The organism is Oleiagrimonas soli (assembly GCF_000761445.1).
GTDB classification, from domain to species: Bacteria; Pseudomonadota; Gammaproteobacteria; order Xanthomonadales; family Rhodanobacteraceae; genus Oleiagrimonas; species Oleiagrimonas soli.
In genome coordinates, this window is sequence record NZ_KN196470.1 from 1123209 (window position 1) to 1145465 (window position 22257).

Annotated in this window: 20 protein-coding genes; 7 read left to right on the forward strand and 13 right to left on the reverse strand. The window is 68.3% G+C overall.

Annotated elements, in window-relative coordinates; translation table 11 throughout:
* Positions 1-51: 51 nt before the first annotated feature.
* The 6 genes from LF63_RS04820 to LF63_RS04845 form a co-directional block, all read right to left on the reverse strand.
* Positions 52-984, reverse strand: a complete 933-nt coding sequence (locus LF63_RS04820; RefSeq protein WP_043100016.1) for an efflux RND transporter periplasmic adaptor subunit — start codon at positions 982-984, stop codon at positions 52-54.
* Positions 981-1718 (reverse strand): ABC transporter ATP-binding protein, encoded by a 738-nt coding sequence (locus tag LF63_RS04825; RefSeq protein WP_043100018.1) that lies wholly within the window; start codon positions 1716-1718, stop codon positions 981-983. Before LF63_RS04825 ends, LF63_RS04820 begins: the two co-directional genes overlap by 4 nt.
* 4 nt (positions 1719-1722) lie before the next feature.
* Entirely contained in the window at positions 1723-2853 is a 1131-nt protein-coding gene (locus LF63_RS04830) for an ABC transporter permease (RefSeq protein WP_043100021.1), read from the reverse strand.
* Positions 2853-4262: an efflux transporter outer membrane subunit gene (locus LF63_RS04835; protein ID WP_052394700.1), complete on the reverse strand. Its 1410-nt coding sequence runs from the start codon at positions 4260-4262 to the stop codon at positions 2853-2855. Before LF63_RS04835 ends, LF63_RS04830 begins: the two co-directional genes overlap by 1 nt.
* A 47-nt stretch (positions 4263-4309) precedes the next feature.
* On the reverse strand, positions 4310-5644 hold the full coding sequence (locus LF63_RS04840) for a sensor histidine kinase (protein WP_081945245.1): 1335 nt from the start codon (positions 5642-5644) through the stop codon (positions 4310-4312).
* An 86-nt stretch (positions 5645-5730) separates the two neighbouring features.
* Positions 5731-6372 carry a response regulator gene (locus LF63_RS04845; protein WP_235205351.1) on the reverse strand — a complete coding sequence of 214 codons (642 nt, stop codon included), beginning with the start codon at positions 6370-6372 and terminating at the stop codon, positions 5731-5733.
* On the opposite strand from LF63_RS04845, the gene LF63_RS16235 reads away from it, so the two are divergent.
* The 3 genes from LF63_RS16235 to LF63_RS04855 all read left to right on the forward strand — a co-directional run bounded on the left by LF63_RS16235 (position 6289) and on the right by LF63_RS04855 (position 9829).
* The gene (locus LF63_RS16235; RefSeq protein ID WP_235205379.1) at positions 6289-6462 is read left to right on the forward strand and encodes a hypothetical protein; all 174 of its coding nucleotides are present in this window, start codon (positions 6289-6291) and stop codon (positions 6460-6462) included. The genes LF63_RS04845 and LF63_RS16235 overlap by 84 nt on opposite strands.
* A 383-nt stretch (positions 6463-6845) precedes the next feature.
* Positions 6846-8924, forward strand: a complete 2079-nt coding sequence (locus tag LF63_RS04850; protein ID WP_338047212.1) for a M1 family metallopeptidase — start codon at positions 6846-6848, stop codon at positions 8922-8924.
* A 2-nt stretch (positions 8925-8926) separates the two neighbouring features.
* Positions 8927-9829, forward strand: a complete 903-nt coding sequence (locus LF63_RS04855; protein WP_052394701.1) for a hypothetical protein — start codon at positions 8927-8929, stop codon at positions 9827-9829.
* A 73-nt stretch (positions 9830-9902) separates the two neighbouring features.
* On the opposite strand, the gene LF63_RS04860 is transcribed toward LF63_RS04855, so the two are convergent.
* The 3 genes from LF63_RS04860 to LF63_RS04870 form a co-directional block, all read right to left on the reverse strand.
* Positions 9903-10442 (reverse strand): GNAT family N-acetyltransferase, encoded by a 540-nt coding sequence (locus tag LF63_RS04860; protein WP_043100025.1) that lies wholly within the window; start codon positions 10440-10442, stop codon positions 9903-9905.
* 3 nt (positions 10443-10445) lie between these two features.
* Positions 10446-10907, reverse strand: a complete 462-nt coding sequence (locus tag LF63_RS04865) for an SET domain-containing protein (RefSeq protein WP_043100026.1) — start codon at positions 10905-10907, stop codon at positions 10446-10448.
* Between the two features lie 177 nt (positions 10908-11084).
* The gene (locus LF63_RS04870; RefSeq protein WP_052394704.1) at positions 11085-11357 is read right to left on the reverse strand and encodes a ComEA family DNA-binding protein; all 273 of its coding nucleotides are present in this window, start codon (positions 11355-11357) and stop codon (positions 11085-11087) included.
* A 220-nt stretch (positions 11358-11577) separates the two neighbouring features.
* Between LF63_RS04870 and LF63_RS04875 the strand changes: the two genes are divergently transcribed.
* Together LF63_RS04875 and LF63_RS04880 are read left to right on the forward strand one after the other, a co-directional pair.
* The gene (locus tag LF63_RS04875) at positions 11578-12996 is read left to right on the forward strand and encodes a M20 family metallopeptidase (RefSeq protein ID WP_043100027.1); all 1419 of its coding nucleotides are present in this window, start codon (positions 11578-11580) and stop codon (positions 12994-12996) included.
* A 6-nt stretch (positions 12997-13002) separates the two neighbouring features.
* Positions 13003-13698, forward strand: coding sequence for a YggS family pyridoxal phosphate-dependent enzyme (locus tag LF63_RS04880; RefSeq protein WP_043100028.1), 696 nt, complete (start codon positions 13003-13005; stop codon positions 13696-13698).
* Between the two features lie 96 nt (positions 13699-13794).
* Here the strand turns inward: LF63_RS04880 and LF63_RS04885 are convergent, their stop codons facing one another.
* Positions 13795-14412, reverse strand: a complete 618-nt coding sequence (locus LF63_RS04885; RefSeq protein ID WP_043100029.1) for a 2OG-Fe(II) oxygenase — start codon at positions 14410-14412, stop codon at positions 13795-13797.
* Between the two features lie 82 nt (positions 14413-14494).
* Here LF63_RS04885 and LF63_RS04890 point away from each other — a divergent pair, with 82 nt between their 5' ends.
* A complete protein-coding gene (locus LF63_RS04890; RefSeq protein WP_043100030.1) occupies positions 14495-15160 on the forward strand; it encodes a rhomboid family intramembrane serine protease in 666 nt (221 codons plus the stop codon).
* A gap of 138 nt (positions 15161-15298) precedes the next feature.
* Positions 15299-15907: a helix-turn-helix transcriptional regulator gene (locus LF63_RS15185; protein WP_052394706.1), complete on the forward strand. Its 609-nt coding sequence runs from the start codon at positions 15299-15301 to the stop codon at positions 15905-15907.
* Positions 15908-15982: 75 nt separating this feature from the next.
* Here the strand turns inward: LF63_RS15185 and rapA are convergent, their stop codons facing one another.
* From rapA to LF63_RS04910, 3 genes are all read right to left on the reverse strand, one after another.
* Positions 15983-18823 carry an RNA polymerase-associated protein RapA gene (gene rapA / locus LF63_RS04900; RefSeq protein ID WP_043103191.1) on the reverse strand — a complete coding sequence of 947 codons (2841 nt, stop codon included), beginning with the start codon at positions 18821-18823 and terminating at the stop codon, positions 15983-15985.
* Positions 18824-18999: 176 nt separating this feature from the next.
* Complete coding sequence (locus tag LF63_RS04905; RefSeq protein ID WP_043100031.1) at positions 19000-19677, reverse strand: Fe2+-dependent dioxygenase; 678 nt, start codon at positions 19675-19677, stop codon at positions 19000-19002.
* Positions 19678-19692: 15 nt separating this feature from the next.
* Positions 19693-22050 carry a catecholate siderophore receptor Fiu gene (locus tag LF63_RS04910; protein ID WP_043100032.1) on the reverse strand — a complete coding sequence of 786 codons (2358 nt, stop codon included), beginning with the start codon at positions 22048-22050 and terminating at the stop codon, positions 19693-19695.
* Positions 22051-22257: the final 207 nt, after the last annotated feature.

The window sequence follows — 22257 nt, forward strand, 5'->3', positions numbered from 1 at the left end:
CCGCACCGAGGCTGGCATGCGGCGGTTTCGGCAACCTTTCAGGGCGTGGGGTCAGGGCGTGCGGGACGACGTCGCGTCGGGCAGGAACCGCACCAGGACGCGTTGACCGATGCGGCGCGCGACGGGTTTGTCGAAACGCAGCAGGCAGCGCACGGTGCGGGCGTGGCCGTGCTGAGCCGCGTCGTCGTCCAGGCGCGAGGCCTCGAACACCTGACCGACCTCGATCACGCGGGCGCGGCCCAGCGACTGCGCGCTGTCGTCGTCGAGCACGACTTCGGCTTGCATGCCGGCGTGCACGCGGTCGGCGAAGGCGCTGTCGAGCTCGGCCATGACGATGCGCGGCGCATCCGGCAGCAATTGGAACAGCGGTCCGGACTGCGGCGATACCGTCTCGCCCGGCTGCGTGTCGACATCGACGATTTCGGCATCGCGCGGCGCATACAAGGTATGCAGTTGCAATGCGCGTTCGGCCTGCTGCACATGCCCCTTCGCCACGTCGACGGCGGCGTGCGCGGCTTCGAGGTGCGCGTTCAGTTCGGCGACGCGGTCGGCGGCGTCGGTGGCGTGTTGTCCGGAGTCCGCGCCGGCCGCCGCGGCCTTGGCCATGGTGTTCGCCAGCCGCTTGGCGGCGGTCAGTTGCGCGGCGGTCAGTTTCTCCTGCGCGCGCGCCTGCTCCAGCGAGCCACGAGCCACGGTGACGGCGGCGCGCGCATCCTCGTCGTGCAGGGTCGCGAGCGTCTGCCCACGCTTGACGTGATCGCCAATGTGCACGTCGACGCGGTCCACCACGCCGGCGACGGAAGCGTCCATGGACAGCAGACCGGCCTCGACATCGACCTTGCCGCGGGCCACTGCCACGTAGCGAGCGGCCGGCGCTGCGGTGTGCGTCGGCGTCGCGGCGTCCGGAGACGCCTTCGAGCAGCCGGCAAGCGCGCCGAGCGCGCATGCGATCAGGGTCGGCAAAAGAATCTGCGATCGAATCATCGGGACGTTCCAGTGGGTTTGGCGACGACCTTGGGCGGCGTGCGCCGATCTTCCAGAATACGGCCGTCTTCCATGGTGAGCAGGCGATCGGCGTGGCCGATCAGGCGCGGATCGTGGCTGACGCAGAGCACGGTGGTGCCGTGGTGCCGCGCAATGCGATGCAACATGTCGATGACCATCTGCCCGTTGGCGGCGTCGAGCGAGCTGGTCGGTTCGTCGGCGAACAGCAGCGCCGGCTCCTTGGCCAGTGCGCGGGCGATGGCGACGCGCTGCTTCTCGCCGCCGGAGAGTTCGGCCGGGCGCAGATGCATGCGCGACTGCAGGCCGACTTCGATCAGCGCGGCCTCGGCGCGCTCGCGCGCGGTGTCGCGTTTCAGGCCGAGGTAGCCCAGCGGCAGCGCGACCTGCTCGTAGGCGGTCAGCGCGGGAAACAGGTTGAAACCCTGGAACACGAAACCGGTGTGCAGCAGTCGGAAGCGTTCCAGCGCGCGTTTGTCGAGGCCGTCGAGCGGCTGGCCCAGCGCGCTGACCTGTCCGGCGTCGGCCGGCTGCAGTCCGCTGAGGATCGACAGCAGCGTGCTCTTGCCGCAGCCCGAGGGGCCGCAGATCAGGGTCAGTTCGCCGGCATCGACGCTCAGCGAGAGACCGTCGAGTACGGTCGAAACGATGCGCCCGGCACGGAACGACTTGTGCACGTCGCGTGCTTCCAGCGCGGGTGTGGCGGAGACGTTCATCCGTTCACCTCAGCAACGTCGCTGGATCGGCGCGGCGCAGGCTGCGCATCGAACCGAGGCCGGACACCAGGGCCAGCGCCAGCACCAGGATCACGCAGGCCAGGGTCACCGGTGCATTGAGCACGACCGGCACGTCTTCGCGGCGCGCCAGCGCGATCAGCACGCCGCCGAGCAGCGCCGCGCCGCCCAGGCCGAGTGCGCCCACCCAGAGGGCCTCTTCGAGAATCACCCAGCGCAGCGCGCGCACGCCCACGCCGAGCGCATTGAGCGTGGCGTATTCGCGGATCGAGCCGACCACGGCCGCCGCCAGCGCCTGACTGGTGATGACCGCGCCGACCAGAAACACGATGCCGGCCAGGAACAGCACGCCGGCGCCGGCGCCGGTGTCGAACAGCCAGAACAGCATGGTGCGGCGCGCGAAGCGTTGCGCCGTCCATACGCGATAGGGGCCGAAGCCGTGGTTGCCGTTGAGCGTCTGGGCCACTTTTGCGGCTTGGGCCGGATCGTGCAGGCGGGCGACCAGATAGGTCGGACGGCCGGCGTCGCTCGGATCGTTGTCGAGCCGACGCGCCGTGTCCAGCGAGGCGACTACATTGACGCCGCCCAGCGCGCGCAGGCCGCTGGCGACGCCGACCACGAGCACACGATGACCGTTGATACTGGCGCTGCCGCCGATGCCGACGCCGAGTTTGGACAGGTCGGCGCGGTCGACGATCACGGCGTCGGGTTCGCGCAGGCGCGCGCGCAGATTCGGCGCCAGCGCGTGCGCGAACATCAGGCCGTTGGGGCCCGGGTCGATGCCCGACACGAACACCGATACGCCGCCGGTGCCGCCGCCGCGCCAGTCGCCGTCGACCCACAGGAACGGCTCGACGCGTTCCACCTCGGGATTCATGTACAGCAGCGACGCCACGTCGGGCGAGATCGCGCGCCCCTGGTCGACGCTCTGGGTGCCGGGATAGCCGACCCACAGATCGGCGCTGGAGCCGGTGATGTAGACCGCCGCGCCGCCGAAGATGCCGAGCACCAGCGCGGCCTGCAGCAGCTGCAGCAGACCGGCGAAGCCCACGGCCAGCACGGCGGGCAGGAAACGCCGCCACTCGTAGAGCAGGGTCTTGCGCGCCAGCGACACCATCACTTGCGCTCCGGACGGGCCGTGTTCACGCGGTCATCGCGGGCGGGCAACGGCGGTGCGCCGCCGAGCGCCTTGTACAGCGCGACGTAGGCGAGGTCGCGATCCTGCCGTGCGGCGATCAGGGACAGCTCGGCCTCGGCATGCTGTATCTGGGCGTTCACGGTATCGAGGTCGCTGGACAGGCCAAGTCGACGACGCACGCGCTGCGCGTCCACGGTCTGCTTCCAGTCGGCCACGGCCTGCGCTTCGGCCTGTTCGCGCTCACGCTGCTGCTGCAGGTCGCCCAGCGCATCCTCGACTTCGGCCGCGCCGGTCAGCACCGCCTTGCGGTAGGCCAGCGCGGCGGCCTGGAGACGATGCGACTGGGCGTGCTCGTGCGACACGCGCATGCCCCAGTCGAACAGCGGGATGTCGAGGATCGGACCCACGGTACCGATGGCGTTGGTCCCGGGGTCGCGTCTATAGGTGGCGATCTTGGTCGACCACAGCAGGGACGCGCCGAAGCCGATGCGCGGGTACAGGTCGGCGCGCGCGATACCGAGTTCGCCCGCCGCTTCCAGCACGTTGGCTTCGGCGTGCGCGATGCCGGGGCGCGTGCGCAGCAGCGAGGCGGGCGCGGCGACGGGGCCGGTCGGTCCCAGTCGCGGCTGCGGGCCGGGCTTCAGCCAGGCCGGATCGGGTTCGCTGCGCCCCAGCAACAGGGCCAGTCGTTGCGCCGCGTGGTCGGCTTGCATGCGCGGCTGCGCGAGGGCGGCGCGCGCCGTGGCCACGGCGGCGTCGGCCTGGGTCTGGTCCATGCGGTCGGAGAGCCGCAGCGCCACGCGGCGACGCGTCAACGCAGCCTGTCGTTGGCGCGCCTGCAGCACGCGTTCCAGGCTGCGTTCGCTGCTCTGCGCCGAGCGCAGCGCGATCGTCTCGCGCACCACTTCGGCGACCAGCGACACGCGCGCCTCACGCAGCGTGGTGCGCGCCTGCAGCACGTGGCTCGTGGCGATGCGATCGAGTGCCTTGGTGCGTCCGAACAGGCCCAGCTCCCAGGTGGCGTCGAAGCCGACCACGAAATAGGAGGACTCGGCGTCGGGATCGATGGGGTCGTCGGTGCGCGCGCGGAGGTTGGGCGCGACCGGAGCGTTGCGCGACCCGTAGAGCGCGCGCTCGGCGCGCAGGTGCTGGCGGGCGATGGCTACGTCGAGATTGTTTTCGAGGGCCTCGTCGACCAGCCGGTCGAGCATCGGATCGTGGAACGCCTGCCACCAGCGGTGCAGGTCCACCGGCGGACGGGAGGCTGCGGCGGCATGTCGCCATTGCGCCGGCAGGTGCTGGTCCAGCTTCGGCATCGGCGTGCGGACGCAGCCGGCGAGCAGCGTCGCCAACGCCGCGGCTGCCATCAGGCTGCCGCGCGCGAGCATGGCATGCCGTCGCGGACGGGCGCGTAGGGATGGGGCGCCGGTTGCATTCATGCATCGATGCCCGCGGCGGGAAAGTGGACGTTCACCAGTAATCCTCCGGACGGAGAGCGAGCATAGACCACGGTGGCGGCATGACGTTCCGCAATGCGTTGCACAATGGCCAGTCCGAGGCCGGTACCGTCCTCGTGCGAGGACGGTACGCGGAAGAACCGCTCGCCGAGGCGCGGCAACCATTCGTCGGGCACGCCAGGGCCGTCGTCCTCGACGCTGAAGCCAGCGCCGTGTTCATGATCGGCCGGATGCAGACGCACCGTGACCGAGCCTTCGCGGGGCGTGTAGCGCAGGGCATTGTCGAGCAGGTTGTCCAGCAATTCGCGCAGCGCGCCGGCATTGCCGCGCACCTGCAGCGGGGCGGTCGTGCCTTCGTAGCCGAGATCCACGCCGGCGGCGATGGCCTCGTGCACGCGGTCGCCGACGGCGTCGGGCAGCAGCGTGGCGAGGTCGAGCGTGGTCATGCGTTCGTCCTCGGGGTGGGGCGTCTGCGCGCGCGTCAGTGCCAGCAACTGGCGCGCGGTGCGCGCGGCGCGACCGTTCAGGCGGCCGATGTGATGCAGGGCATCGCGCAACACGGGATTGTTGGCATGCGCCTGCGCGCGCTCGACATGCAGCGCCAAACCGGTCAGCGGCGTGCGCAGCTGGTGCGCGGCGTCGGCGATGAAGCGGTCCTGCAACGCCATCAGTTCGCGCAGCCGCGTGAACAGGTTGTCGATGGTGCGCGTCAGCGGCAACAGCTCCTTGGGTACGTCGCTGTCGTCGATCGGCGCCAGCGTGTGCTCGCGTCGCGCCAGCCGGTCGGTCAGCGGTTCGAGGCCGCGCAGGCCGACGTTCACGCCGAGCCAGGCCAGTCCCAGCAGCAGCACGATAAGCAGCAGCTGCAGCGGGACGCTGAGCAGCAGAATCTCGCGCGCCACCATGTGACGGTCGTGCAGCGTTTCGGCAACGGTGATTTCAAGCACGTCTTGCGGGTTCCGCGGATCGGTGATCGCCACGGTTGCCGCCCGCAGGGGCGTGTGTCCCAGGCGGCTGTCGAACAGGGTCGGGGCCTGATCGACGTGGGCTTGAACGCCGTGCATCTCCAGTGCGGCGTTGCCGCTGACCGGCCCATGCAGGCGGCTGCGGATGCTGTAGTAGCTGCGTCCGTCCGGATCGTAGTCGAGCAGGAAACGAGCCTGCGAGGAAATCTCGCCCGGTACCGCGTCATGCTGCAGCAACGCGGCCAGCGACTGCGCGTCGCCGGCCAAGTCGCGGTCGTGCACGTGGTTGGAGTACGACAGCGCCACGGTGTAGGTCAGCAGCGCGTCCAGCAGCAGCAGGACGAGCATGGGAATCAGCAGGAACGCGAGCAGGCGTCGGCGCAGGCTCGGCCGCCGCGGCGTGGTCGCCGTCGGTGCAGTGGCGGTGGACACGGTCACGCGCCGTCCTTCGCGTCGTCGCCTTCCTCGAGCAGGTAACCGAGTCCGCGCACGGTGCGCACGCGCGCGCCGCTGCCGCGCAGCTTGCGGCGCAGTCGGTGCACGGCGATGTCCAGTCCGTTGTCGGTGAGGTCCTGGTCCCAACTGCACAAGGATTCGATCAGCTGCGCGCGACTGATGAGCCGATCCTGGCGCAGCGCCAGGGCCTCGATCAGGCCGAATTCGCGCGCGGTGAGTTCCAGCGGCTCGGCGCCGACCCAGGCGCGGCGGCCGGGAAGGTCGAGGCGCAACTGTCCCACGCTGAATTCGGGCGTGCCGTGGTGGGTGCGCCGACGCAGCAGCGCACGGGTGCGCGCCGCGAATTCGTTCAAGGCAAAGGGTTTGACCAGGTAGTCGTCGGCGCCGAGATCGAGCACGCGCACGCGCTCGTCGACGTCGTCGCGCGCGGTCACCACCAGCACCGACAGTTCGCTGCCGCGCAGTCGCAGTCGCCGCAGCACCTCGGCGCCGTCCATGCCGGGCAGGCCCAGATCGAGCACCAGGAAATCATAGGCATGATCGTGCAGGGCGGAATCGGCCTGTCGGCCGGAATCGACGTGATCGACATGGTGGCCGCTTTCACGCAAGCCGGCGCTCAATCCGGCGGCAATGGCGGCATCGTCTTCAGCAACCAGAACTCGCAATGTGTCGCGACCTTGCCAGGGGATGCGATGGGGAATCGCGGATAGGCGTTCTGCATCCGGAACGGACGCATCGCACGCAGCTTAAGGGGACAAGCTTAAGTCAAACTTAGTCATTCCTTAGGATTCTGTACAAGCCTGCCCGGGGTGTCTACATGTCCGTGCGTGCATGACCTTTGACCCGTTGCCCATGGCATGGCATCGGCGCAGTATGGAAGCGCTGTGCCGCGCGTGCGGCACTGGATATCGCATCCTGAGCATCGGGGGAACCAATGTCTCGCATGATTCGCACCATTTCACGGGCGTGGGTGGCCGTTTGTTGCATCGGCCTGCCCGCCGCGGCTCTGGCCGCACCACCGCCGCCGGCTCCTGCCGCGGCGACCTCGGCTCCAGCGGCCGCCGGCTCCGCCGCATCGACGCCGATTCCTTTCGTGTCGCCGCATGCGGCCAACATCCGCACGGCCAGTTCGCCGGACGCCTGGGGCGGCGCACGTACGCCCGCCGACGCCACGCTGTCCAACCGCGTGACCAGCTACACCATCGAAGCCACGCTCGATCCGGACAAGCACACGGTCGATGCGCACCAGGTGATGACCTGGCGCAACCGCAGCGACCGTCCGATCGACAAGATCTACCTGCACATGTACCTCAACGCGTTCGAGGGGCCGGGCAGCACGTTCTTCACCGAGCGCCGCACGTTCTCCGGCAGCGGACATTCGCGCGGCGCGGCCAAGCTGAAGAAGGGCGAGTGGGGCTACATCGACCTGAAGAAGGTGCAGCAGAACGGGCAGGACGTCGCCTGGCGCTTCGTGCAGCCCGACGACGGCCCGAAGACCGATCACACCGTGGTCGAGATGGATCTGCCGCAGCCGGTCCCCGCGCACGGCACGCTGACGCTGAACGTGGATTTCCACGACCAGCTGCCGCGCGTGGTCGAGCGCACCGGCTGGTGGGGCAAGTTCCATCTGGTCGCGCAGTGGTTCCCGAAGATCGCGGTGCTGGAACTGCCCGGCGAGCGCGGCGCCACGGAGGTGCGCTGGAACGCGCATGAGTTCCACTATCACAGCGAGTTCTACGCCGACTACGGCAACTACGACGTGAAGCTGACCGTGCCGAAGGGCTACACCGTCGGCGCCGTCGGTCACGAGGCCAGCGCGCCGGTCGATGCGGACGGCAAGGTCACGTATCACTTCCAGCAGACCGACGTCGAGGACTTCGCCTGGGTCGCCGCGCCCGGCTACAAGACCATGGACACCACGTGGACCGGTCCGGGCAGCCCGCAGGTCAAGGTGCGGGTGATCTATCCGCCCGAGTTCGAGGTGGTGGCCGAGCCGACCATGAAGGCGACCACGGATGCGCTGACGTATTTCTCCAAGACGCTCGGTCCGTATCCGTACAAGACGGTGACCGCCGTGATTCCGCCATACAACGCCAGCGAGGCGGGCGGCATGGAGTATCCGACGTTCTTCACCGCGGAGAATTCGGAGGAGTACACCAAGGGCACCACCAGTCAGTACATGATCGATTTCGTGACCATCCACGAATTCGGACACGGCTACTTCATGGGCATTCTCGGTTCCAACGAGTTCGAGGAGCCGATGCTCGACGAAGGCATGAACGAGTACTGGGATCAGCGCATGCTGACCGATCGCAAGCAGGACATCCATGCCGCGTCGCCCCTGATGAAGAAGCTCGGCATCGATCCGGCGATTCCGCCGTACGCCTACGAGCGTGCGAGCGGCGTGCTGGGCATCAACTTCCCGTCCGATTCGCTGGACGCGAACTCCTGGGATCGTCTGTCCAATTCCAGCTACGGCTCGGTGTATTCGCGCACCGCCTCGACCATGCGCACGATCGAGAATCTGGTCGGTCGCGACGCGATGGCGAAGGCGATGAAGCTGTATTACGAGCGCTGGAAGTTCCGTCATCCCAGCGCCGCCGATCTGCGCGATGCGCTGGCCGAGGGCACCGGGCAGCCGGCGTTGATCCATCAGATCTTCGATGCGCAGGTCTACGGCACGCAGCGCGTGGATGCGAGCGTGGTCGACGTGGACAGTGCGGAGCAGCTGCCGCAGGCCGGTACGGTGGTCAAGGATGGCAAGCGCGTGACCATCACCGAGAGCGAGGTGGACAAGCAGATTGCCGATGCGCGCGAGGCCTGGAAGAAGGCGCACAAGGACGCCAAGCACGGCGGTCCGTATCCGTGGCTGAGCACCGTCACCGTGCGCCGCACCGGCGCGCCGCTTCCGCGCACGCTGGAGGTGAAGTTCGCCGATGGCAGCAGCGAGACCGTGAAGTGGGATGACGACAGCCGCTGGAAGCGATTCACCTTCCTCAAGCCGGTGAAGGCGGTTTCCGCCGAGCTCGATCCCGATCGCCCGCTGTATCTCGACGCCAACAAGCTCAACGACAGCTACAGCGTGAAGAAGAACGGCAGCGCTTCGAGTCGCTGGGCCGCCGATGCGCAGGCACTGCTGCAGAGCTTCTACACCTTCGTGGGGACGCTATGACCATGAAACGACGAGTCGGATTCGGTGCGTTTCCGCGCGCCCTCGCTGCCGCACTGCAGTGGAAGCTGCTGCTGCTGTGGTTCCTGTTCACGCTGATTCCCGCGCTGATCGCGGCGCGGCCGCTGCACGCCATGTTGTCGAACCTGCTCGACCACTCAGTGCACGCCAGTGCATGGGCGCAAAGCTTCCACGGTCTGCCGATGACCGACGTGATCGTGCAGATCGGCCGTCACGGCATGCCGGCCATCGGTGCGGCGGCGGCCCTGGGCATGCTGCTGACGCTGTTGATGTCGCCGTTCCTGATCGGCATGTCCGTGACCGCGGTGCGCGCGTCGCGCCACGCCGGGTTCGGCGAGCTGATGCACGGTGGCCTCAGCGAGTACTGGCGCCTGTTCCGCTTCATGCTGTGGGCGCTGCTGCTGTACGGCGTCGCTTTCATGCTCGGTAGGTTGGGATTCGCGTGGGCCGACCATCAGGCCGATGCGGCGGTCCTGGAATCGCAGGCCGATTTCGCCCGTCATGTCGCCAATACGGCGATGATCGTGCTGCTGGTGATCGCGCAGAGCATGATCGAAGCCGGACGCGGACGCATCGTGGCCGAGCCGGGCATGCGTTCGGCGACGCGGGCTTTCTTCAGCGGCATCGCGCTGGTGTTCAAGCGACCGCTGGTGACGCTGGGCCTGTATCTCGCAGTGACCGTGGTCGGATTCGCGATCGCGTTCCTGCTGGGGCTGTGGCGCGTGCACGTGACGGCCGTGGGCTGGGGCGGCGCTTCGCTGGCCCTGCTGGCGACGCTGCTGACGGTCGCGGCGATGGCCTGGATGCGCACGGCGCGTCTGGCCGCGATGGGTTCGGTTGCCAAGGCGACGCCTTCGTCCGCGAGCAAGGGCGTTGCGCCGGCCTGAACCGGGCAGCCATGCATGAAAGCAAAACGGCCGTCCGGAATCCGGGCGGCCGTTTTGTTTGGCGTCGTGGAACCTACTTGGCGCTTTCGGCGGCGTCGCGCTGCGGCGAGTAGTAGGCGAACACGTGGGTCGGGCTGCCGTGGAAGTCGATCGACTCCACGAATTCGCCGCCGAGGCGCTTGGCCACGCGGTCGGAAGCCTCGTTGCCGTTGCGCACCAGGCTGATCACGCGCGGGATGTGCAGGCGCTGCCAGGCATAGTCGAGCGCGGCGTGACCGGCTTCCGTCGCATACCCGTTTCCACGGTGTTCGGGGCGCAGCATCCAGCCGAGTTCGATGCTGGGCCAGCCCTCGGGAAACATCAAACCCACGCGACCGACGAAGACATCGTCCTCGCGGCGCTCCACCGCCCACATGCCGAAGCCGCGCAGGGTCCAGTGGCCCAGCAGCATCGCCATCGAGCGCCACGCATTCATGCGGTCCAGCGGCACGCCGCTGCCGACGTAGCGCGTGCTCTCCGGGTCGGCCAGCATGTCCGCGTAGGCATCGAAATGCCGTTCGGCCAGCGCGGTCAGGCGCAGGCGAGGGGTTTCCAGAATGGGGATGTCGGTCATGAGCTAAGCGATCAGCGCGGCCAGCGCCCGGGTCGAGACGGCCAGGCTTTGCGGCCAAGTGTATCCGACGATCTTCTCACCGGTGAGTGCGTCATTGAACCCTTCTTCCTCGCCCGGCGCCAGCAGGTGCCGATAGTCGACCGTGATTTCGGTGTCGGCGGCGAGGTCGGCCGTGGCGAAGATGAAACCCAGATGCCACAGCCCGGTCGGCTGGAAACTGTGGTTCACGTAGCACTCGTCGGGCCACTCCGGAGACACGGTGTAGCGGTCCTCGAACCAGCGCGCGCGGGCATGCGCCAGCGCCTGCAGCTCCGCGGAGTTCTCGATCTCGGCAAGTCGCCAGGTGCGGTCGATGGCGTCCGGTGCGGTGAGAATGTCGCCTGCGCTCACGGCCTCTTCCAGAAACAGACCCTGGCCGGCCCCGGGAATGCGCGAGGCGGCGATGCGATAGCGGGGCACGATCATGCGCGTTCCGGAGCGGTGGCGGGCGAGCGAGTCTAGGCTTCCCCGGAAGCATGCGCAATGCCGGAGACGCGCCATCCTGGGCGTCTCCGGCGGGACCTGCGGGCCGGCAGGTCCGGCACCGGCCATCCGTGGCCGGCGAGCGACGACGCGAAGGGCGAGTCGCGCCGTCGGATGCGCTTATTTCTTGCTGTCGCCCAGGCGGATGTCCTTGCGGTTGTGCGCCAGGGTGGCCTGGCCGATGCCCTTGACCTTGGTCAGGTCGTCGACGCTCTTGAAGCGGCCGTGCGCCTTGCGATAGGCGACGATGGCCTTCGCCTTGGCCGGACCCACGCCGTCCAGCGAACTGGCGATGGTGGCCGCATCGGCGGTATTGACGTTGACCGGCGTCGCGGCCAGCGCGGGCAGGGTGAAGCTCAGGGCGAACGCGAGCGTGGCGAGTTTGCGCAGCATGGAAACCTCCTTGTGTGTGAATGGGATGGACACGTCCCCGTGTCGCGGAGCCATGATGCCGTCGCCGCGTATCGCCTTGCTGCCGGTCGCGACCGAGTGCGCCGGTCGGCCGCGGTCCTGCGCCTGTGTCAGCCTTGCTTTACGCCGGCTGTAGGCGCCATCTGCGCGCCCGGCGGAGACTGATACAATCGGGGTTTGCCGAATTTCGTGGAGTCGATCTATGGACAGCAGCCGCATCCAGTCCTTCGTTGAAGGCATGTGGGACGACGAGGTCGTGCCGCAGCTGGTCGAGTACATCAAGATTCCGAACAAGTCGCCGATGTTCGATGCCGAGTGGGTCGAGCACGGCTACATGGACGACGCCGTGGCGCTGATGGAGCGCTGGGCGCGCTCCAAGCTGGACCAGCTGCCGGGCGCCACGCTGGAAGTCGTGCGTCTGCAAGGCCGCACGCCGCTGATCTACATCGACGTGCCGGGCGAAGGCGACGACACCGTGGTGCTGTACGGCCATCTCGACAAGCAGCCGGAGATGACCGGCTGGGCCGATGACCTTGGTCCGTGGAAGCCCGTCATCAAGGGCGACAAGCTGTATGGCCGCGGCGGCGCGGACGACGGCTACGCCATCTTCGGTTCGCTGACCGCGCTGCTGGCGCTGCACGATCAGGGCGTGAAGCACGCGCGCTGCGTGGTGCTGATCGAGGCCTGCGAGGAGTCCGGCAGCTACGACCTGCCGTTCTACGTCGATCATCTGGCCGACCGCATCGGCAGCCCGTCGCTGGTGGTGTGCCTGGATTCGGGCTGCGCCAACTACGATCAGCTGTGGCTGACCACGTCGCTGCGCGGCATGACCGGCGGCGAGCTGTCGGTGGAAGTGCTGACCGAAGGTGTGCATTCGGGCGATGCGTCTGGCGTGGTGCCGGACAGCTTCCGCATCCTGCGCGATCTGATCTCGCGTCTGGAAGACGAGACCAGCGGACGCATCAAGCCGGATGAGCTGTACGTCGAGATTCCCGCCGGGCGCCGCGAGCAGGCCGGCCAGTGCGCCGACATCCTCGGCAGCGAGGTCTACGACAAGTTCCCGTACGTGGACGGCATGGGGCCGGTCACCGACGACCTGGTCGAGTTGATCCTCAACCGCACCTGGCGGCCGCAGCTGGCGGTGACCGGCATCGACGGTCTGCCGCCGCTGAAGAGCGCCGGCAACGTGCTGCGTCCGGGCACGGCGGCCAAGCTCAGCCTGCGCTTGCCGCCGACGCTGAACGGCGAGCGCGCCGGCAAGTTCGTCAAGGAACTGCTGGAGAAGGACCCGCCGTACGGTGCCAAGGTGAAGTTCACGCTGGAGAAGAACGGCGGCGGCTGGAACGCGCCGGCACTGTCGCAGTGGCTGGCCGATGCGGTGTCGCAGGCGTCCGAGAGTTACTACGGCAAGCCCGCAGCCTACATGGGCGAGGGCGGCAGCATCCCGTTCATGGGCATGCTGGGCGAGAAGTTCCCGGACGCACAGTTCCTGATTACCGGCGTGCTGGGTCCGCACTCGAATGCCCACGGCCCGAACGAGTTCCTGCACATCCCGACCGGCAAGCGCGTGACCATGGTGGTCGCCGACGTGCTGGCGCGGCACTACGTCCAGGGTGCCTGAGGCGCCATGACGGCGGACACGCTCGCCGACCGCTGGCGTGCCGTGCGCGCCCGGGTGGATGCGGCCTGCCGGACGGCGGGTCGCGATCCCGCGGAGGTCGCGATTCTTCCGGTCAGCAAGACCCATCCGCCGACGGCGATCGAGCAGGCCCTGTCGCTGGGCCTGCATCGCTTCGGCGAGAACCGCGTGCAGGAAATCCGCGACAAGGCCGCGGCGCTGCCCGGGTGTGATATCGCCTGGGTGGTCATCGGTCATCTGCAGACCAACAAGGCCAAGTACGTCGCGCAGCTGGCGAGCGAAGTGCAGTCGCTGGACCGCATGGATCTGGCCGAGGCGCTGCAGCATCGGCTGGAGATCGAGGATCGTGTGCTGGACGTGCTGGTGCAGGTGAAGACTTCGCCCGAGCCGAGCAAGTTCGGCTTGCCGCCCGAGAAGTTGATCGCGTTCCTGACCGCGCTGCGCGATTTCCCGCGTCTGCAAGTGCGCGGCCTGATGACGATGGCGATCCAGTCCGACGATGCACAGGCCGTGCGCAGCTGCTTTCGCGATCTGCGCCGATTGCGCGATCAGGCCCAGGAACAGGGTTTCGAGCTGCCGCGCCTGTCGATGGGCATGAGCGGCGATTTCGAGCTGGCCATCGCCGAGGGCAGCACCGAGGTGCGCATCGGCACCGCAATCTTCGGCGCGCGCCAAGCGCTCTGATGCGGAGCCGGTTCGTGCGGTTCTGCTTGCGGTACAGAGAGAGCGCGGGCGTCCCGTTCGGGTGTCACCCGAGAAGGGGTCCTGCCGCTGCGCGTGTCACGTCACGCCGAAGTCGCGCTGCCGGAACCAGCCGGCGATGCTCATGCGCGGGCGTGTCGGCGCCAGCACCTCGTGATCGAAGTCCGCCGACAGGAACAGCGCCAGGCGGCCGGTCTGCGGCAGCACGTCGTGATGCGTGCCGTCGGGCAGGTACAGGCGCAGGTGGCCGGCGTCGGCCTCGCTCCAGTCGCGGTTGAGGTAGAGCACGGTGGACAGCACGCGCGCGTCGTCGTCGCGGAAACGGTCGCGATGGCGGTCGTAGTAGGCGCCCGCGGGATAGACGGCGTAGTGCGCCTCCAGTTCGTGCAGGCCCAGCAGCAGGCGCCGGTTCAGCGCGTCGCGCAGGCTCAGCATGCGCGCGAGGAAGGCGGTCTGCGCTTCGCTGAAGGTGTCGTCCAGCCAATGCGTGCGGTCGCTGCGCACGGCGGCGGCCAGCCGGCGACGCCCGCCACGGCCGACCGCGGCGGGCTTGAGTCGGGACAACGCATCGAGTTCGCGGCATTCGTCCGCCAGCGCCTCGATCAGCGCCGGATCGAACAGATCGTCGCACACGCACCAGCCGTCGCGCTCGATGGCTTCGGCCACGGGCTGGAACTCCAAAGGCATCGTGCCCATCTATAGAACACCTATGCCGCACGATGAGGCGGCGCGGGCGCGCACAATACGCTCATTGCCGCCGTTTGCAACTGGAGATTCCATGTCTTTCGACCTGCCCAAGGCCACCCGGGCCCTGCTGATCGCCAATGTAGCCGTGTTCCTGCTGCAACTGCTGGTGCACGACAACACGAGCCTGATGCTCTCGCAGTACTTCGCGCTGTGGCCGCTGGGGCCGGAGCAGACCGGCATGACGCCGTCCGGCAACGTGGTGCACGTCGGCTTCCAGGTCTGGCAGGTGGTGACCTATGGCTTCCTGCACGGCGGCTTCTGGCACATCGCGCTGAACATGTACGGCCTGTTCCTGTTCGGCGGCGCCATCGAGCATGCGCTGGGCGCGCGTAATTTCCTGATCTATTACTTCGTCTGCGTGATCATCGCCGCGCTGGCGCAGCTGGCCGTGGTGCATTTCTTCACCGGCGGTTTCTACCCGACCATCGGCGCGTCCGGCGGCATCTTCGGCGTACTGCTGGCGTTCGGCATGTTTTTCCCGCACGAGCGGTTGATGTTGATCTTTCCGCCCATCGAGCTGCCGGCGTGGATGTTCGTGACCGGCTACGGCGCGATCGAGCTGATCAACGGCGTGCTGGGCACACAGGCCGGCATCGCGCATTTCGCGCACCTCGGCGGCATGCTGGGCGGCTTCCTGCTGATCCAGTACTGGCGCGGCAAGTTCCCGATCAAGCCGAAGCGGCGGCTGATGCGCTGACGGGGCCGGCAGCGCGCATGCGGGCGCGATCGCGAGCGAGTGGCGGTTCGCTGACGGCGACTGGCGGCAAACTGTCGTCGCGCTAGACTGGCTTCGACAGCAAGCTTCCGGGGGCCCTTTCGCCGCCGGAGCCTTGCCATGGAACACGACATGAAAGTTTCTTCTTCCGTCATTCGTCGACTGCGCACCGAGCGCGGATGGTCCCAGGATCAGCTGGCCATTGCGTCGGGGCTGAGCCTGCGGACGATCCAGCGCGTGGAGGCGAAGGGCATCGCCTCGATGGCGTCGGCCGTAAGTCTCGCGGCGACCTTCGAGGTCTGCCTGATCGAGTTGCAGAATGAACCGGCCGTCCCTGCGAGCACGACATCGGCGTTCGCATACCACCCACTGTTTCTGGGTATCGCCATCATCACCGTGGCCGTCATCATCGAAGCGGCGCGGCCGCTCACGATGGCGCAATCCAGCCTGTTCCTGACCCTCATGGTGCTAATGACGCTCGTCGGCGTTCTGATGATCCTGCCGGCGTTCGTGGACCTGGTCAGAAAGCGGCGATACATCGCCCTGGCGCTGGCGGCGATGGGGATGCCGCTGGTGACGCTTCTTGCGATTGGATTGATCTACGCGATCGCGAGCGACCGTGTGCCGTCCTGGCACCTGTCCGTGATCGGTGCCGCCGGTGCGGCGCTGGTGGTGATGGCGGTACGGGAGCTTCAATGCGCGACCCGTTCGGTCAGCGCGCGGCGGTAGAGCACGCGCGTCCGTCGCGGCGCGTGCGTTCGCTCCGATCACGGCCCCTTCCGGTGAGGGAAGGGGTGTGCTGCGTCAGCGCAGCGCGAGGAAATCGGGGCTCGCCACCAGACGTACGGCATCCAGGCGCAGTCGCGCCTGCGGCAGGGCCTGTTCCAGCGCGGCCAGTTCGGTGGCGAGCTGGGCGATTTCCTCGTCGCGCACACCGGGATTCACGCGCTTGAGCGCACGCAGCCGTTGCAGTTCCTCGCCCAGCGTGGTGCGCGCATCGGCGGCAGCGTTCTGTGCCAGCGTGTCGGCTTCGGCGCGGGCGACTTGTTCCGCGCGTTCGAGCATCGGCGGCACCAGCTGCGCGATGAACTTGCGGTAGCGGCCCAGATCCGACTTGCGTTCGGCGGCGCGCTGCAGCGCTTCGTCGGAAGGTTCGAAGCCGTTGCGCGCCTGCAGGCGGGTGTCGACGGTGGCGATCAGCGGCGTCGGCGGCAGGAAGCGTTCGGCGTCGAGATGGCGGTCGGCGATGCATTCGAGCACGAACACCGCCTGCAGCAGCACGCTGCGCGGCGGCAGCTTGCCGTCGACCAGGAACGCTGCGTTGCCGCTTTCCGAGGACAGCAGCAGATCGATCGCGCCGGCGACCATCGGATGATCCGGGCGCAGCAGCGTCAGATCCTCGCGCGACAGCGCGGCGCGGCGGCTGAAGGTGGCCGACTGCGGGCCGTCGCCGAGACCCGGGAAGGCGTCGGTGGCGAGGTATTCGGGATCGAGCAGCACGCTGTCGACGTCGAGTTCGTCGATGTGCACGCCGAAGTGTTCCAGCAGGCGCTGGATGAAGGTGTCGCGCACGGCGTCGCCGTCGGCTTCGCTCAATGCCTGTTCCAGCGCGTCGGCCTGCGGCGCGCGCTGCGCGGCCAGTTCCAGCAGGCGGTCGCGGCCGTCCTGCATCATCGCGGCCAGTTCGCGGTGCGCGGCGCGGGTTTCGTCGATCAGCACGTCCAGCTCCTGATCGCGACCGCCGCCGTCGCGCGCGTGGGCCTCGGCCAGTGACGCCAGCGTGCCGCCGAAGCGGCGCAGCAGCTCGCGGCCGTCGGCCGGACTTTCCTGCAGACCGTTCACGGCCTCGTGGTGCCAGCGCGCCAGCATGTGCTGCGCGCTGTCGGCGATCACCGGCACGTGGATCGCGATGTCGCGGCTCTGACCGATGCGGTCGAGGCGGCCGATGCGCTGTTCCAGCAGGTCCGGGTCCAGCGGCAGATCCCACAGCACCAGATGATGCGCGAACTGGAAGTTGCGGCCTTCGGAACCGATCTCCGAGCACAGCAGCAGGCGTGCGCCGTCGGCCTGCGCGAACCACGCGGCGTTGCGGTCGCGCTGCAGCAGGCTGAGGTCCTCGTGGAAGCGCGCCACGCCGACGCCGCTGCGCGTGCGCAGGGTTTCCTCGATCGCCAGCACCTTGGCGCGGGTGCGGCAGATGAGCAGGAACTTCTCCTGCGGATGCGCTTCGAGCAGGGTCAGCAGGTCGTCGATGCGCGGGTCGTTGGTGTAGTCGTACTCCAGGCTCGCCGGCGGCTGCTGGATGTCGGCGTGGAATTCGGCCAGCAGGGCCTGGCGTTCGGTTTCGTCCAGCGCGTCGGCGGCCAGCACGCGCAGCTCCGGCAGACGCTTGGGAAAGCCGCCGACGCTGGCGCGACGATTGCGGAACATCACGCGGCCGGTGCCGTGGCGGTCGATGAGGGTGTTCAGCAGCGCATCGCCGCTGTCGGCCTGCGGGTAGACCTCCAGCAGCGCCTGGGCGTCCTCGTCGTCCTGCAGCTGTTCGGCGAGCAGGGTGCGCTCGGCGTCGTCCAGCGTGGCGCTCTCGGCCAGCTTGTCGGCGATGCGCGAGAGGGCGACGAAGCCGTCCGATTCGCGCAGGTAGGCATCCAGGTCGTGGTAGCGGGCGGGATCGAGCAGGCGCAGACGGGCGAAGTGTCCGCTGCGACCGAGCTGTTCCGGCGTCGCCGTCAGCAGCACCACGCCCGGGCTGGACGCGGCCAGCTGTTCGACCATGGCGTAGCGAGGACTGGCGCCCTCGGGCGACCATTCCAGATGATGCGCTTCGTCGACGATCAGCAGGTCCCAGCCGGTCGCCAGCAACTGCTCGCGGCGCTTGGGTGATTCGTCGAACAGGCCGAAGCCAGCGATCACCCACTGCTCGTCCTCGAACGGATTGCGGCCGTCACCGGCTTGCTCGATGGCCTCGCAGCGCTCTTCGTCAAAGATCGCGAAGGCGAGATTGAAGCGGCGCAGCAGCTCCACGAACCACTGGTTGATGAGCGCGTCCGGCAGCAGCACTAGCACGCGCGTGGCGCGGCCGGAGGCGATCTGGCGGGCGACGATCATGCCGGCTTCGATGGTCTTGCCCAGACCGACCTCGTCGGCCAGCAGCACCCGCGGTGCGGGACGCGAGGCGGCCATGCCGGCGACGCGCAGCTGGTGCGGAATCAGATCGATGCGCGCGGACTTCAAACCCCAGGCGGGCGAGCGACGGGCCGCGGCGCGCCGCTTCAGAGCGTCCAGGCGCAGCTCGAACTGCGCCACCGGATCGACGCGGCCGCCGGTCAGGCGTTCGTCGGCCTGCGAGATGCTCTGCTCGTCGTCGAGTTGACCTTCGTGCAGCTGACGGCCTTCGCCGCGGTAGACCAGCAGGCCGTCCTCTTCCTCGATGCGCTCGACGACGAAGGCGATGCCCTTGCCGGCCACGCGCTGGCCGACGCGGAATTCGGCGCGCACCAGCGGCGCGGAATCCTGGGCGTAGGGGCGCAGCACACCGGCCTTGGTGAAGAGCATCTGCACGCCGCGTCCCTCGACGCGCAGGACGGTGCCGAGCCCCAATTCGGGTTCGGCAGTGGAGATCCAGCGTTGACCGGGTTTGAACATCAGCACTCGCGAGTTCGCTAAACCCGCCATTATCCGCGCTTGGGCGCGCGGAGGAAAGCGTAGCGCCGTGCGCGAGCGAGTGCGAGCCGGTCAGAAGGCGGATTTTCGGGGTCGACACGAAGGTGGGGCAGTGCGTTCGCGGCTCGTGCTCGACCTGCGCACGGCCTGGCCGGGACTCAGGTTTCGGACCAGGCGCGGAGCAGGTTGTGGTAGACGGCGGTCAGTTGCAGCAGCGCGCCGCGGTCGGCGTCTTCGCGGGTCAGCGTCTGGATCGCGGTGTCGAGTTCCAGCAGGGTGCGGCGCTGGCTGTCGTCGCGGATCAGGCTCTGCACCCAGAAGAACGCCGCCAGACGGGCGCCGCGCGTGACCGGCGCGACGCGATGGATGCTGCTGGCCGGGTACACGATCAGATCGCCGGCCGGCAGCTTCACTTCGTGCTCGCCGTAGGTGTCGCCGACGATCAGTTCGCCGCCGTCGTAGCGTTCCGGTTCGTCGAGGAACAGGGTGCAGGCGATGTCGCTGCGCAGTTGCGTGCCGTCGGCCAGACGCATCACCGCGCCGTCGACGTGGTCGCCGTAGGTGCCGCCGCCGGTGTAACGGTTGAAGCGCGGCGGCAGGATGCGGTGCGGCAGCGCGGCGGCGTGGAACAGCGGATTGCGGCCCAGCGCCTGTAACACCTCGGTGGCCAGTTCCTGGCGCAATGGAGAGCGTTCGGCGAGTTGTTCGTTGCGCTTGACCTGCGCGCCTTGCGCGCCGACGGTCTCGCGACCGTCGGCCCAGTCCGCGGCTTGCAGACGACGGCGCATGGCCGTCGTCTGTTCGGGGGTGAGCAGGCCGGGGATGTGGATGAGCATGACGCGGTACCGGGATCAGTAGCGGACGTTGACGGTCAGCATAGCGGCGCGCGGCGTGCCGGGCGTGTAGCGATATCCGCTCTTGTTGATGGCGGCGACATAGCGCTTGTCGAACAGGTTGTCGACGTTCAGTCGCAGGTCCACGTGACGGCTGACCGGGTAGCTGGCCACGGCGTCGAACACCCAGTATGCGCGGGTGAATTCCGGCGTGCCCACCGCGCCGTCGTGGCCGCGCTTGAGCGCGCCGTTGTAGCGTGCGCCGCCGCCGATGGTGAGGTCGAACGGCAGGTGATAGGTGGTCCACGCGGTGAAGGCGCGCGTCGGCGTGTAGGCGAGGTCGTCGGAGCCGTCGTTGGCGACGGCGTCGCCGCGCGTGACGGTGGCGTCCATGGTGGTGTAGCCGGCGCTGAGCGCCCAGTTCTCGGTCAGCTTGCCGACCGCGCTTAGCTCCACGCCCTGCACGCGCTTACGGCCGGTCTGCACGTACTGCAGGTCGACCGGGTCCTGTTCGACCTGGTTGGTGACCACGGTGCGGTAGACGGCGGCGGTCAGCAGCAGGCGGTCATCGACCAGGTTCCACTTCGTGCCCAGCTCGGCGGTGTGCGCCTTCTGCGGGTCGAAGTCGGGGTTGGCGGCGTTGTTCGGGCGTGAGCTGAGCGCGAGGGTATCGCCGCCCGGCGGTTGCTGCGACACGGCGATGTTGGCGTACAGGCTGCCGTTGTCGGTCGGCTTGTACAGCAGACCGACCTTCCAGTTCGGCAGGTTGCCCTGCAGGCGCGTGTCCAGATCGGTGACCGGCGTGCCTTCCGCGAGGCTGCCGCAGTCCGGGCCGCGACGGCCGCCGCAGGGTGCGACGCTGTGGAAGTCGGTGGTGTAGTGATCCAGGCGCGCGCCGAGGTTGAGCTGCCAGCGCGGGCCGAACTTCATGGTGTCGAACAGGTACGCGGAGACGGTGTCGGTGCGGCCCTTGCTCCAGCCGCCGGTCTCGCCGTAGTTCAGCGCGCCGACGTACGGACTCGGGTCGTACACGCTGACCGCGGGCCAGCTGCCGTCGCCCAGCGCGGCCCGCGCCACGGTGCTCAGCTCCTCGCGCGTCAGCTCGATGCCGGCGCTGAAGTCGTGCTCGATCGCGCCGGTGTTCAGCGTCCAGGTCAGGTGGGTCTGGTTGGTGGCGATGGTGTTCTTCTGGTCGCGGAAGTTCGGCAGGCGACGCATGGTCCAGGTCGACGGATCGGACAGGTCTGGCGTCTGCAGGTAACTGGCGGTGCTCATGAACGAGGACAGCAGGTAGTCCTGCTTCGTGCGGCCCCAGCGCGTGGTGTTGCGCAGCGCCGCGCCGCCGGCGAAATCGTGCTCGACGCGCACCGTGAACATGTCCGCACGCACGTCGTCGTGGTCGGCGGTGGTGCCGTAGAAGTTGCTCGGGTCCACGGCCGGCGCGTCGGCCAGTTGCGGGCGCGCCGGATCGGGACTGCTGTAGCCGGGCAGGCCGATGGTGGAGACGCCGCCGTCGGGCACGTTGTTCTGCTTCACGTGCAGGTAGTCGATGTAGACGCGGGTCGGCGTATCCAGACCGAAGGCCAGCGATGGCGCGAAGCCCCAACGGTCGTTCTCGACGCGGTCGCGGCCGGGCACGCCGCTGCGCTGGCCCATCAGGTTCAGGCGGAACGCGCTGTGTTCGCCGGTCTGGCGGTTCCAGTCGATGGTCGCGCGCCGGCGGTCGCCGCTGCCGTAGCTCAGCGAGGCCGAGGTGGCGTCGGCGGCCATCGGCTGCTTGGTGATCATGTCGATGGCCCCGGTCGGCGCGGTGCGGCCGTTGTCGGTGCCGGCCGGCCCCTTCAACACCTCGACCTGATCGATGTTGAACACGTCGCGCGAGATGGCGCCGAGATCGCGCACACCGTCGACGAAGATGCTGCCGGAGCTGTCGAAACCGCGCATGTAGATCGCGTCGCCGGTTTCGGTGCTGCCGTTCTCGCCGACGTAGAACGTGCCCACGCCGGGGCTGTTGCGCAGCACGTCGGTGAGCGTGGTCGCGCCCTGCTGGTTGAACAGGTCGCTGGAGATCACCTGCAGGGTCTGCGTGGTGTCCAGCAGCGGCTGGGTGTACTTGTCCGAGGCGGACTTGTCGACGAGGTACCCCGGCAGCGGCGAGGCCTTGACCGACACGCTCGGCAGCTTCTTCGCCTGCGCGATGGCGGCGGCGGTGTCGGGGTTGGCGTGTTCCGGCGTCGCCGCGTGCGCGCTCAGGGCCACGGCGGGCAGGCCGAAGGCGAGGGCGCCAAGCATGCAGCTCAGGCCGTGCGAGGTGGGGCGGGGGGCGTCGGCGGTGAAGCGGGGGCGTACGTGTTTGCGGCTCTTGATGGCAGCCATGCGCAAGATTCCTTGTTGTCGTGGCGTCTCGCGAACGAGTACGCCGCGCCCGCGTGATGGCATGCATGCGCGCGTGCGCATCCGGCTGGTGCAGGCAGAGATCGTGAAAGGCAGAGCAGGCGCGCGCTTGGGACGGCGTCTGCTTGAGACGAAATATAGTATCAATGAGAATGATTCGCAACATCAATTCATGCCGCGATTCGGCTC

What these genes read in the sequence shown, in the direction of transcription:
- LF63_RS04820 (WP_043100016.1), bottom strand. Translation starts at nt 984, where the DNA reads ATGATTCGATCGCAGATTCTTTTGCCGACCCTGATCGCATGCGCGCTC.
- LF63_RS04825 (WP_043100018.1), bottom strand. Translation starts at nt 1,718, where the DNA reads ATGAACGTCTCCGCCACACCCGCGCTGGAAGCACGCGACGTGCACAAG.
- LF63_RS04830 (WP_043100021.1), bottom strand. Translation starts at nt 2,853, where the DNA reads ATGGTGTCGCTGGCGCGCAAGACCCTGCTCTACGAGTGGCGGCGTTTC.
- LF63_RS04835 (WP_052394700.1), bottom strand. Translation starts at nt 4,262, where the DNA reads ATGCTCGCGCGCGGCAGCCTGATGGCAGCCGCGGCGTTGGCGACGCTG.
- LF63_RS04840 (WP_081945245.1), bottom strand. Translation starts at nt 5,644, where the DNA reads ATGCTCGTCCTGCTGCTGCTGGACGCGCTGCTGACCTACACCGTGGCG.
- LF63_RS16235 (WP_235205379.1), top strand. Translation starts at nt 6,289, where the DNA reads ATGATCGTGCAGGGCGGAATCGGCCTGTCGGCCGGAATCGACGTGATC.
- LF63_RS04855 (WP_052394701.1), top strand. Translation starts at nt 8,927, where the DNA reads ATGAAACGACGAGTCGGATTCGGTGCGTTTCCGCGCGCCCTCGCTGCC.
- LF63_RS04860 (WP_043100025.1), bottom strand. Translation starts at nt 10,442, where the DNA reads ATGACCGACATCCCCATTCTGGAAACCCCTCGCCTGCGCCTGACCGCG.
- LF63_RS04865 (WP_043100026.1), bottom strand. Translation starts at nt 10,907, where the DNA reads ATGATCGTGCCCCGCTATCGCATCGCCGCCTCGCGCATTCCCGGGGCC.
- LF63_RS04870 (WP_052394704.1), bottom strand. Translation starts at nt 11,357, where the DNA reads ATGCTGCGCAAACTCGCCACGCTCGCGTTCGCCCTGAGCTTCACCCTG.
- LF63_RS04875 (WP_043100027.1), top strand. Translation starts at nt 11,578, where the DNA reads ATGGACAGCAGCCGCATCCAGTCCTTCGTTGAAGGCATGTGGGACGAC.
- LF63_RS04880 (WP_043100028.1), top strand. Translation starts at nt 13,003, where the DNA reads ATGACGGCGGACACGCTCGCCGACCGCTGGCGTGCCGTGCGCGCCCGG.
- LF63_RS04885 (WP_043100029.1), bottom strand. Translation starts at nt 14,412, where the DNA reads ATGGGCACGATGCCTTTGGAGTTCCAGCCCGTGGCCGAAGCCATCGAG.
- LF63_RS04890 (WP_043100030.1), top strand. Translation starts at nt 14,495, where the DNA reads ATGTCTTTCGACCTGCCCAAGGCCACCCGGGCCCTGCTGATCGCCAAT.
- LF63_RS15185 (WP_052394706.1), top strand. Translation starts at nt 15,299, where the DNA reads ATGGAACACGACATGAAAGTTTCTTCTTCCGTCATTCGTCGACTGCGC.
- rapA (WP_043103191.1), bottom strand. Translation starts at nt 18,823, where the DNA reads ATGTTCAAACCCGGTCAACGCTGGATCTCCACTGCCGAACCCGAATTG.
- LF63_RS04905 (WP_043100031.1), bottom strand. Translation starts at nt 19,677, where the DNA reads ATGCTCATCCACATCCCCGGCCTGCTCACCCCCGAACAGACGACGGCC.
- LF63_RS04910 (WP_043100032.1), bottom strand. Translation starts at nt 22,050, where the DNA reads ATGGCTGCCATCAAGAGCCGCAAACACGTACGCCCCCGCTTCACCGCC.